9 protein-coding genes are annotated in these 10,835 nt (G+C 39.3%); 6 read left to right on the plus strand and 3 right to left on the minus strand.

Annotation, left to right across the window (positions count from 1 at the left end; genetic code table 11):
• Window positions 1-20 precede the first annotated feature (20 nt).
• Together ACFQZJ_RS19190 and ACFQZJ_RS19195 are read right to left on the minus strand one after the other, a co-directional pair.
• Window positions 21-1,388: a sugar porter family MFS transporter gene (locus tag ACFQZJ_RS19190; protein ID WP_379936592.1), complete on the minus strand. Its 1,368-nt coding sequence runs from the start codon at window positions 1,386-1,388 to the stop codon at window positions 21-23.
• Between the two features lie 243 nt (window positions 1,389-1,631).
• Window positions 1,632-4,373, minus strand: a complete 2,742-nt coding sequence (locus ACFQZJ_RS19195) for a hybrid sensor histidine kinase/response regulator transcription factor (RefSeq protein WP_379936593.1) — start codon at window positions 4,371-4,373, stop codon at window positions 1,632-1,634.
• A 516-nt stretch (window positions 4,374-4,889) separates the two neighbouring features.
• Here ACFQZJ_RS19195 and ACFQZJ_RS19200 point away from each other — a divergent pair.
• The 6 genes from ACFQZJ_RS19200 to ACFQZJ_RS19225 all read left to right on the plus strand — a co-directional run bounded on the left by ACFQZJ_RS19200 (window position 4,890) and on the right by ACFQZJ_RS19225 (window position 9,258).
• The gene (locus tag ACFQZJ_RS19200) at window positions 4,890-5,159 is read left to right on the plus strand and encodes a helix-turn-helix domain-containing protein (RefSeq protein WP_210707319.1); all 270 of its coding nucleotides are present in this window, start codon (window positions 4,890-4,892) and stop codon (window positions 5,157-5,159) included.
• Window positions 5,160-5,234: 75 nt separating this feature from the next.
• A complete protein-coding gene (locus ACFQZJ_RS19205) occupies window positions 5,235-6,440 on the plus strand; it encodes a primase-helicase family protein (protein ID WP_379936594.1) in 1,206 nt (401 codons plus the stop codon).
• Window positions 6,441-6,648: 208 nt separating this feature from the next.
• Window positions 6,649-7,605, plus strand: a complete 957-nt coding sequence (locus tag ACFQZJ_RS19210) for a toprim domain-containing protein (protein WP_379936595.1) — start codon at window positions 6,649-6,651, stop codon at window positions 7,603-7,605.
• Window positions 7,602-7,907: a mobilization protein MbpA gene (gene mbpA, locus ACFQZJ_RS19215; RefSeq protein WP_379936596.1), complete on the plus strand. Its 306-nt coding sequence runs from the start codon at window positions 7,602-7,604 to the stop codon at window positions 7,905-7,907. Before ACFQZJ_RS19210 ends, mbpA begins: the two co-directional genes overlap by 4 nt.
• Window positions 7,904-8,773 carry a relaxase/mobilization nuclease domain-containing protein gene (locus ACFQZJ_RS19220; RefSeq protein WP_210707312.1) on the plus strand — a complete coding sequence of 290 codons (870 nt, stop codon included), beginning with the start codon at window positions 7,904-7,906 and terminating at the stop codon, window positions 8,771-8,773. Before mbpA ends, ACFQZJ_RS19220 begins: the two co-directional genes overlap by 4 nt.
• An 11-nt stretch (window positions 8,774-8,784) precedes the next feature.
• Window positions 8,785-9,258: a DUF6730 family protein gene (locus tag ACFQZJ_RS19225; protein WP_210707311.1), complete on the plus strand. Its 474-nt coding sequence runs from the start codon at window positions 8,785-8,787 to the stop codon at window positions 9,256-9,258.
• A gap of 114 nt (window positions 9,259-9,372) precedes the next feature.
• Here ACFQZJ_RS19225 and ACFQZJ_RS19230 read toward each other — a convergent pair whose 3' ends face one another.
• Complete coding sequence (locus ACFQZJ_RS19230; protein WP_210707310.1) at window positions 9,373-10,590, minus strand: site-specific integrase; 1,218 nt, start codon at window positions 10,588-10,590, stop codon at window positions 9,373-9,375.
• Between the last annotated feature and the right edge of the window lie 245 nt (window positions 10,591-10,835).

Genomic DNA, 10,835 nt, shown 5'->3' on the forward strand with positions numbered 1-10,835 from the left:
TGTTGGTTCTTTACAATACTTCAGTTTAATTTTTGTTCATCAAGACCTATAAGATCATCGGTTGTATTCTTTCTTCCTTTTGTTAGTGTTTTACTAAGTTCCTCTAGCGAGATACCTTTGGTTTCTGGCATTACGAAAATCACAAAGAGCAATTGTAGGAACATCATAAAGGCAAAAAAAGCAAATACGGTACCCGCTCCGATCGTGGTAAACAACACGGGAACTAACGAGGGTATGATAGCGGCTAAAATCCAATGCACCGAACTACCGAACGATTGACCGGACCCTCTTAAATGATTCGGGAAAATCTCTGAAATAAATACCCAAATCACGGTGCCTTGGCCTATTGCATGTGCAGCAATAAATAGGAAAAGAAAAATGGGCACGGCCATACCTTCCCAATTCAGGAAGAATGCACAGGCCACCAAAGTCAAAGAGATGATATAGCCAATAGAACCTGCGTACATCAATTGTTTTCTTCCTAGCCTGTCAATGAGGAATACCCCTAAAAGAGTAAAAATCATATTGGTCACCCCTATTCCTATACTGCTTAAAAGAGCAGTGCTCTCACCAAGGCCAGCTTCTTCGAAAATTCTTGGCGCATAGTACAAAAAGGCATTTATGCCTGACAATTGATTGAAAAAGGCGATGAAAAAAGCCAATAATGAAGGGAATCGGTATTTCTTAATAAAAATATTCTCTCTCGAAACAGTATTCTCACTTTCGGTCTTTAGTTCTAACATCAGTACTTCGGGATCCTGATCGGGATTGATTAATTGCAACACTTTTTTTGCCTCTTCGTTCCGCATTTTGGTCAACAACCACCTAGGGCTTTTTGGAACGCTCAATACGAAGACTGTATAAATAATTGCAGGTATGGCTTCAACACCCACCATCCATCGCCACGCGTTTTCACCTATACCATTTAATAGATAATTGGAAAAGAAGGCAATCAAAATTCCGAACACGATATTAAATTGATAAAGGGCCACTAATTTTCCCCTGTCCTTGGCAGGTGCTATTTCAGATATATAGGCAGGAGCAGCAATGGTAGATGCACCAACCCCCAGCCCACCTATAAATCTAAAAATGGCGAATGTGATCGGATCATTGGCAAATGCAGAACCTAGGGCAGATAATGTATAAAGTATACCTATCCATAATAATGTTTTCTTCCTGCCTATCTTGTTCGTGGGAATTCCGCCTAAAATTGCACCTACTACAGTACCCCATAATGCCATCGCCATAACTATAGTACCATGAAAAACATCTGATGAACCCCACAAGGCCTGCAACTTTTTATCTACTCCAGAGATAACTACCGTATCAAATCCGAACAGGAAACCTGCCAATGCTGCGGTAATAGACCAAACCCATATTTTTTTCATAATCGTAATTCTCTAGTATGGTTACTAAAGTATTCGTAAAAAACAAGAGGGTATTTTGATGATGTATCAATATGTTATATTTTTGTTAAGGTGCATGTTTAAAATGATAAGTGCTTGATAAACAGCACTTAAAAATAGAATTTTAACATGGGCTTAAACGCACTAACTACACTCATGTTACATGAAGTTTAAAATTGATACATTCAAAAGGGACTACGAGGTAAGGATAGTATGAAATGTAAACTAGATAGATTTCCGAAACGCTATGGGAGAGGTGCCGTATTTGTTTTTGAAGGCGGTTGAGAAGTAATTTGGAGAAGAAAATCCGTTGGTATATGCAATTTCGGCTACCGTTAATGAGCCAGTCTCGAGCATCACTTTGGCTTTTTCCAATCTGATGTTACCAATATAATCACTTATACTAATTCCCATCATCGCCTTTACTTTTCTGTATAGTTGCACCCTTGAGATAGTAAGGTCTTCTGCTAGGTTTTCAACCGAATAGTCAGAATTTCCCAAATTTTCATTGATAAGGGAATTCAATTGGTTGATAAATTTTTGTTCTATATTCCCAAAGGTATTTAGTTCTTCAATTTTATGTATGTTACTGGTATAGTAATACCGAAGTTTCTCTCTATTATAAAGTAAAGACTTAATCGACTGAACCAATATAGAATAGCTGAAGGGTTTGGTCAGATACAAATCTGCTCCTGATTGAAGTCCTTTGATGTAAGATTCCTTATTGCCCAAAGCGGTAAGTATTATTGTTGGTATGTGGGAGGTTCGTAAGTCCCTTTTTAGAATTTCACAGATTTCGAAACCATCTTTATCTGGTAGATTTATATCACAAAGTATAATATCAGGGACAGTTTCAAAAGCCTTCTCAATAGCATCAATGCCATCGGAAAGATGAATATCATACTCCAATTGCAATTTATTCATAAGAAATTGAGATAGATCCTTATTGTCTTCAATTATCAATACCGAGTACTTTTCTTTGTTTTTACTCGGTGCCTGAATTAAATAATTATCATCAATCAAGTGGTCTGAAGAAAAATCGATAATATTGGAATCAACCAAATCCTGTTCAGAAATGATTTCAGTTTCATCAAAGTGTGCTTGTCCTTTGTAAAGCGCTACGATGAACTCCGTACCGTGAAGAGATTTAACCTTGATCGTTCCTTTGTGCATTTCAACAAACTCCTTGCTTAAATGCAATCCGATTCCTGAGCTGTTCTTTCTATTGTTCGAGCCCTTGAAAAATGCCTGAAAAACCTCATCCATTTCATTTTGAGGTATGCCAATACCCGAATCCTTGAAACGGATGTTTACAATATTTCCGCCTGCATCATCTTCAATATGTATTTCAATCTTACCATTATCGGGAGTGAACTTAAAGGCATTGGAAAGGAGGTTGAAGTACACTTTGTCCATTAAGTTCCTATCCATAAAAACGTCAAGGGACTCATTATTGGAGATTAATTTAAAATCAATGTTCCTTTTCTTCGCCTCACGTTCAAAATCTTTATAAATGATTTTTGAAAAGCCGAACAAATTGGTTTTGGATGCCTTAAGGTTGAACTTACGATCTTCAATTTTCCTAAAATCAAGTAATTGATTGATCAATCTCAAGAGACGATTGGAGTTGTTGTATATCAACTCCACTTCGTTCCGCATCTTCGAACCTTTCTCCTTTGCAAAGTCGCTCATCGATTCAATAGAACTTAAAATCAAAGTAATGGGCGTTTTAAATTCATGAGAAAGCCCTGTAAAGAAATTCAGTTTCGCCTCGTTACTTATTTTTACTTCTTTCGCAATTTTTTCAATTTGATTTCGCTGCACAGTAACTTTTTCGTTGGTCAATACCAATTGCCTATTTTTCTTTCTAATGGCGAAGATGGAATATATACTATAAACAGCAAGGCTTAAGATAATTGCCAACAACGCCATTGTAATTTTAAGAAGGTTATTTTGCGAATAATAGAGTTCTTCTTGTTTTTTTATTGCTGCCAATTGTTCTTCCATTTGATCTTGCTGTTCATTTATCTTTTCAAATTGGTTATTCATAATATCCGCGTTCAACTCATTGATAATAGTCGTTGAGAGGATGTTATTCTTTGGTATAGCTTCTTTGTTAAAGATTTTCAAAGCCAATTTAATAGCTTCATCACCCCCGGTAGGATAGAGAACCGTTGCCTTCAAAACTCCATCTTTTACAGCCTGAATTCCCCCATTGGTTCCGGCAAGACCATCAACTCCAACAAAACTGATTTCATTTTCTATTCCCAACTCGCGAGCGACCTCCCATGCGCCTACCGCCATTCTGTCGTTGTGGGCAAACACATAATCCACTTTAATTTCATCATTTAATAGTTGTCTAAACTTGTTTTGAATAGACTCTTTTTCCCAGTTCCCTTCAATCGTTGCTGTGATCTGTACCTTCTTAAACTGATCTATTATTTGATTAAAGCCCATGCCTCTTTCCTCGGCAGGAGAAGATCCGACCAGACCTTTTATTTCAATAATCCTTATGGAGTCTTTAATATTGGATGCTATGATTTCCTTTGCAGCATTTCTTCCCACCTCAATATTATCTGCACCCAAATAGGCAGTATATTGCTGGCTTTCTGTTTTTCTATCGACTACCAAAACTGGTATACCAGCATTGAGTGCCTTTTGTACTACTGAAGTAATTGGCTTCGATTGGATGGGGGAGACAATTAGTACATCTACGCTATCTGCAATAAGCTCATCTATCTGTTTTATTTGTGTCAGTACATCGTAATTAGCATCTTTAATTTGTAAATCAATTTCAGGGTTCATAGAAGCCTGCAACTTCATAGAGTTGTTCATGGAACGCCTCCAATCGTCATTGGTCATCGCTTGAGAAAAACCGATGCGAATCTTACCTTCTTCATTTTCTCCTGAGCAAGAAAGAAAAAACAAGGCAAGCAAAAAACATAATGCTAGATAAAACGATTTCATAAGTACACTTTTCCTATATGTAAACTTAGTGAAAATTGAATTTAATAAATCTAATAATTGAGTGGTATGAATATCTAATCAAAAGAAGGTTACGTAAAGTTTGACAAAACGAACGATTTTCAAGACAGTATTTTTCCAAAAAAATGTTTAGATTCCTGCTAGAGGTATTAAAACTAGAAACATCCAGACATGAAAATCTACCTTTTTAAAGTGCCTATTTTCACATTTCTTCATTTTTAATTGTTGATAACTCCGTTTTTTCCATTAAACAACCTATTTGACCAATATTAGGAATGGTTCCATTTGGTATCAAATGAAACCAAATAAAATTAATGGCTCTTGAACCGTATTTCGTTTGGTGGTTTTTGATTTAATTTACTGTATATCAATTATTTGTGAATAACTATTTGGAGTTATCACTTTCTTCCCTTGCCTATTTTCATACATTTATTCTATAACAATATTGAAAGAAAACAAAAGCGCTTTTGTTCATTTTTTAATCTAAAAAGAAACAAAATGGACAATTTTTTGATACTCGAACGGCTCGACCGTTTGGAAAGACTGTTGATCGCCAATAAAGAGGTACTGACCTTCGAGGAAACCTGTGACTATACGGGTATATCCAGAAGCTATCTGTACAAACTTACCGCCGCGGGGCATATTCCGCACTCCAAACCCAACGGGAAACTGATCTTTTTCGAAAAGAAAAAAATCGTCGATTGGCTGCTCCAGAACGAACGGAAACCCATTCCTGAAATCGAAACTATAGCGGAACCAGTTCGTTAGGCAATACCAATCCTGGATTTTTGTCGATTCACAGTATGCCTCTGGAATCACCTTTGGCTTCTAAAGCCTTATCATATGAAATCAATTCCTTATTTAAGGGTGGGCACTTCGTACTACAAATTGGTACAGGCACCGACTATCGCCGGACATTTCAACGAGATCTTGGTCCATTGGAACATCGAGACCATTCGTCAGGACCATGGGAAGGATTATTTGAGCAAGGTGCCCAAGTATGATGGCTTTACCTGTATCCCGAGCCATTTGGGTTTCAAGCAGGAATACAAAGGGTTCTACAACACCTATTCCCCGTTACAGGCAATCCCCAAAGAAGGGGAATATCAAACCTCATTGGGTTTCGTCGAACACATTTTTGGGAAGCACCATGAACTGGGATTGGACTACCTGCAATTACTGTATACAAAACCGGTTCAAGTGCTTCCCATACTCTGTCTGGTCTCCAAGGAACGTTCCACGGGCAAGAGCACTTTTTTAAAGTGGTTGAAGGCCATTTTCGAAAACAACCTGACCTATCTGACCAATGACAGTTTCAGCAGCCAGTTCAATGCGGATTGGGCCAACAAGCTTCTCATCTGTATCGACGAGGTACTGTTCAACAAGGAGGAGCTTACCGAGCGCATCAAGTACCTGAGCACGACCAATATCAACAAATTGGAGGCCAAGGGAAAGGACAAGCGGGAAGTGGAGTTTTTCGGCAAGTTCGTCCTATGCAGCAACAACGAGGACAATTTTATCAAGATAGACGGGAACGAGACCCGGTTTTGGGTACTGAAGATACCAGTGCTCAAAAAAGAGAAAACGGATTTCCTATACCAACTGGTATCGGAGATACCCGCTTTCCTGTACTATCTGCAAAAACGACGATTATCGTCGGAGCATACTACCAGAATGTGGTTTACCCCAAAACAGATAAAGACCGCTGCCTTGAAAAAGTTGGTACAGAACAATCGGAACAGGGTGGAAAAGGAACTTGCCACGATTCTCTTGGGCGCTATGGAACAGTTCGATACTGAGGAAATACTCCTTTGCCCCTTGGATGCATTGCAGTTGTTGAACCGGACAAGGATAAAGACCGATCTGACCCAGCTCAGAAGGTTGCTCAAAAGGGACTGGAAATTGGAAAACAAGGACAATTCCCTCAGCTATCAAAAACCGGTCATCTGGCAGGACGCCTCCATGCAGCTAGTGGACGCCAAGGGGCGCTACTTTACCGTGGAAAAATCCTTTTTGCTTGAAAATTTCGATGAATCGATGACGGATTGAGCTGTTCCCAATGGCTATCGGTGTCGAGGCCGTCATCATTATATCATCATTTGTTCATCAAAAAATAAAACGATGACAGAAAAAAACAGAAAAAACATGAAAACGATGAATCGATGAAGAAAACGATGCCAAGGGAACCATTGCAAATACTGGCTTCCCGATAGTTTTTCATCAAAACATCAAAAATTTGTCCAAAACCATTCGGCTTATGAAAAAAGAAAGAACAAACAAGTTAACGTGTGAAAGAGCCCGAGCTTTTCCCATCGAAAAAGCGCTGGCAAAACTCGGGCACTTTCCGACCAGATCGACCGAAAAAGAAGCTTGGTTCCTGAGCCCGTTCCGCTCAGAAACCCAAGCCTCTTTCAAGGTGTCCAAGAAACTGAACAGATGGTACGACCATGGGGCGGGAAAAGGCGGTAATGTAATCGACCTAATATGCCAAATCAACAAATCTTCCGTTAGCGAAGCCTTAAAGTTCTTGGAAGAGGGCCAGACCTCTTTCTCTTTTCAACAGCAGCCCCCAGTTAGAATCCAGAAGAATACAGGGATAAAAATTCTCCATGAAAGTCCTATTCGGCATTACGGTCTGTTAAACTATATTTTTGAACGGAAAATTTCAATTTCTACGGCATCGACCATTTGTAGGGAGGTCCATTATCTACATAAAGGGCGACGATACTTCGCCATAGGATTGAAGAACGATTCCGGTGGATGGGAATTACGCAACAAATACTATAAGAATTCCAGCTCGCCGAAGGATATCACCCACATCAAAAATGGTAACGGAAAACTCATCGTTACCGAAGGGACGTTCGACCTATTATCCATTTTAGAGGGTACTCAAGAATCAAATTCGGAATATGATTTTCTGGTCCTGAACTCTACGGCATTGGTCAAAAAAGCGATTAAGCTAATGGATCTTTACGACCGAATCGACCTTTATCTGGACAATGATTCGACCGGTAAAGCAACGACCCAAAACTTGCTGGCCCATTTCAATAACTGTTTGGACAAATCAAGTTTATACGAGGGGTTTAAGGACATGAACGAATGGTTGATTTTTAAGGCTAAAAATGGATTTGGTCAGGAAGCGCAAGATGTGTTTTTGTTGCCACAAAAACAATCTTGCTTTGCTCCCGGCGGTCGCAAAGTAAAAAAGAAATGAAAAGGACCTATATCAAGTTCCGGTGCTCCATCTACGAGAAGAAACTGCTCAAGAAAAGGGCGGAACGGGCCGGTATTTCCCTCTCCGAATATTGCCGCAGTTCGGCTTTTGGAAATTCGGTCATCGAACGTTTGACCGAAGAACAATTGGCCCACTATAAAATGCTGGTGAAGTACAAGGGGAATTTTACCCGCATCGGTAATATGTTCAGGAAGCACAATCCGAAACTGGCCAGTGAAGTCGAGACCTTGGCAGAGGAAATAAGAAAACACCTCTATAATTTTAAAAGGACCAAGAAATGATAGGAAAAGGGACATCCATAGCGCACACCGGGACAAGTATCGATTACGGTTGGAACCAGGAGAAGGGTGCCGAGGTGGTCTTCAGTCAACACCTGGCAGGGGAAAACCCCAAAGAGATCACCGAAGAGTTCAGGCTGGTCCAGGAGGAGAACACGCGTTGCCAAAAGAACACCCTGAGTTTTATCCTTAGCCCGACCCGGGAGGACGGTAGGAATTTGACCAAAGCACAACTAAGGGAAATGACCCAACGGTTCATAAAAGAAATGCAGCTGAAGGAACGCCAGGCCATCGCCTTCGTACACAGGGACAAGGCACATACCCATGTGCATCTGTACGTGAACCGTATTGGTTTCGACGGCAAGGCCTATAACGACAGCTTTATCGGAAAGCGCAGCCAACTGGCGGCGGAGAGCGTGGCCAAGGAACTGGGGCTGACCACGGTCAAGGAGGTACAACTTGAAAAGGAACTGGATTCCATAAAGGTCCGGCTGGAAATAAAGGACATCCATCATAAAGTATTGGAAAGCGATAGACCAAAAACATTGGACTCCTACATTAAGGCCATGCAAGAAAGGAACGTGGAAGTCATCCCGACAATAAACCGGGCCAACAAGTTACAGGGATTCCGGTTCCAATATGAAGGCCATAATTTCAAGGCAAGCGAGGTACACCGTTCCATGTCCGGGGGAAGGATAATGGCACAACTTTCCCGGAACAAAGGGATCGCCAAACCAAAAGAAATCGGAAAATCGGTCCAACTACTAGGGAAAACGGTGGAACTGGGTACCAACCTCGCAACGAGCATCGCCAAGAACATCATCAAGAAAACCATAAAAAAGGCCATCGACACGGGAATTGGAATTTAAAACTGAAAATTATGGGATATAAAAAACTGGACGAGATAATGGAACTGCTCACCGACGAGCTGGACGGGTTCAACAAGTCTATCGTTAGATTGGAACAGTTGACCCAAAATACGGATAACATCAAAGTAATACCTGATACTTCGGAAATTGAAAGTTTGCTCCGAGAGCATTTGAATTCCGAGAAAGCGAATAATTCAAAGCTTCAGGAGTCGTTTCAAGACATTAGGCATCAGATTTCAAAAGCAAGATTGGTTCCAAAGATACAGTTGTGGATTCATTACACGATTTGGTTCATATCCTTGGTTATCATAGCGTATCTGGCCTTAGAAGTCTCTGCAATTGGGGAAATTCAAGAAAAGGCTTTTGCGAAGGGAGAGCAAGAAGTAATTTCAAATCTAAAAGGATATTTTGACCAAAACCCTAAGCATTATCAGTCGTATAAAAAATGGATAAAAGAAAAAGATAGCGTTCCAAATCAAAAGTAGTGTGCGCCCTATGGAATTTTTGCTTGACGCTTATCTGCCGGAACACTACAAAAATTCCACAGGATCCATGCGCAAAGTTTAGGGGTAAGATTTGGGGTAAAATTAAGATCAATTCTATATCTCCATCAACTTTTTATTATAATCATCCAATATTTCACTTGGTAAAGACTTGAGATATATTTGAGTAGTAGATAAACGATTATGGCCAAGCATCGCTGAAATAGCTTGCAAAGGAACATCTTGTAGCATAGCTTGAGTAGCAAAACTATGACGGGATACATAAGATGTCAAACGCTGCTCTATCGCGCATTTATTGGCAATTTCTTTCAGCCCTTTATTATATCTTTTTCGAGCCCATAATACATCCTTATATTGAAGTTCAAAAGAGTCCCTTTTAACTATCGGAAATATGAAGTCTGATTTACTCTTGTTCTTAAGGTAAAATGAAAGTATCTCCTTCAATTGGGGTGTTATGTTTATATCATAGGGTTTGGATGTCTTTTTTCTCTGGAACTTAATACGGTTATCAATGATGTTTTGAACTTTTAGAAAAGCTAAATCCATAAACGAAATACCATAGAGCATATAGGATGCTAAAAAGTAGTTTCTATAGTGAAACAGGCTATCCGTTTCTTCCAGTTTCAAAAGCATTATAGATTTAATGCTGCCGATATCAAGGGCTCTTTTTTCGGTAGGAGTTGTTTTAATTCTATAATGGGTAAAGGGGTAAGCATCCCTGGAAACAACATCGGCTTTGATTGCTTTATTGAAAATGGCCTTGATTGTTCTCATGTATGCAGAAAGACCGTTCACAGAATTACCTCTAGAAAAATGCCAATTCTCAAATCTTTTAAGAAAGTCGTAATTAACCTCATTAAATTTGATGTCATTTCCACAAGTGAATTTTTCCAATACTTTGATTACAGCATAGTAGGTATTGGCATTGCCAAAACGTTCTGCTGTCCTTAGCTCATTCACAATACCCTTGCCATATTCAAAAAATGATTCAAATGAGGCAGTTTTTACGATTTTACTTTTGAGTTGTAGAATAGATAAAAAGTTGAGCTCGTCCTTTTCGTGTAGGTCGTTAATAATGTCGACTGCTCTGGTCTTTTCTTTCAAAAGACGATTGTTCAGTTTGCTAACTGATGAAGTGCCTTTGAACGCTCTTTTGATTTTCTCGTTTTTATTATCCCAATATTCTTTGTGAATAGATTGACCTAAACTTATTGAGGTCGTTTTACGAAAATGAGTTAATCGTAAAATAACAGGGTAGGATGCATCTTTTTTCTGCCTACGGGTATCCAAAGAAAGTTTTATATTGGTATTCATGAAATTTAAAGGTAATAAAAATTTGCACGCAATTTGCACGCAAATGGTTGGTTTCATTTGATATCAAAACAATCTTTTTTTAATTAATTAAATGATAATCAATTAATTATAAACTAGTTTGGTATGTATTGATATGTAAATCCTCTTGCTGGCAGGCAAGAGGTCACCGGTTCGAATCCGGTATTCTCCACTAAGCACCGCTAAGGCGGTGCTTTTTTATTTTTGTGCCGTTTGATTATGCTCAA

The organism is Maribacter chungangensis (assembly GCF_042676845.1).
Lineage (GTDB): Bacteria > Bacteroidota > Bacteroidia > Flavobacteriales > Flavobacteriaceae > Maribacter > Maribacter chungangensis.

Bases quoted from the DNA above. Each gene is read 5' to 3' on its own strand.
- ACFQZJ_RS19190 (WP_379936592.1), bottom strand. From the start codon at position 1,388: ATGAAAAAAATATGGGTTTGGTCTATTACCGCAGCATTGGCAGGTTTC.
- ACFQZJ_RS19195 (WP_379936593.1), bottom strand. From the start codon at position 4,373: ATGAAATCGTTTTATCTAGCATTATGTTTTTTGCTTGCCTTGTTTTTT.
- ACFQZJ_RS19200 (WP_210707319.1), top strand. From the start codon at position 4,890: ATGGACAATTTTTTGATACTCGAACGGCTCGACCGTTTGGAAAGACTG.
- ACFQZJ_RS19205 (WP_379936594.1), top strand. From the start codon at position 5,235: ATGAAATCAATTCCTTATTTAAGGGTGGGCACTTCGTACTACAAATTG.
- ACFQZJ_RS19210 (WP_379936595.1), top strand. From the start codon at position 6,649: ATGAAAAAAGAAAGAACAAACAAGTTAACGTGTGAAAGAGCCCGAGCT.
- mbpA (WP_379936596.1), top strand. From the start codon at position 7,602: ATGAAAAGGACCTATATCAAGTTCCGGTGCTCCATCTACGAGAAGAAA.
- ACFQZJ_RS19220 (WP_210707312.1), top strand. From the start codon at position 7,904: ATGATAGGAAAAGGGACATCCATAGCGCACACCGGGACAAGTATCGAT.
- ACFQZJ_RS19225 (WP_210707311.1), top strand. From the start codon at position 8,785: ATGGGATATAAAAAACTGGACGAGATAATGGAACTGCTCACCGACGAG.
- ACFQZJ_RS19230 (WP_210707310.1), bottom strand. From the start codon at position 10,590: ATGAATACCAATATAAAACTTTCTTTGGATACCCGTAGGCAGAAAAAA.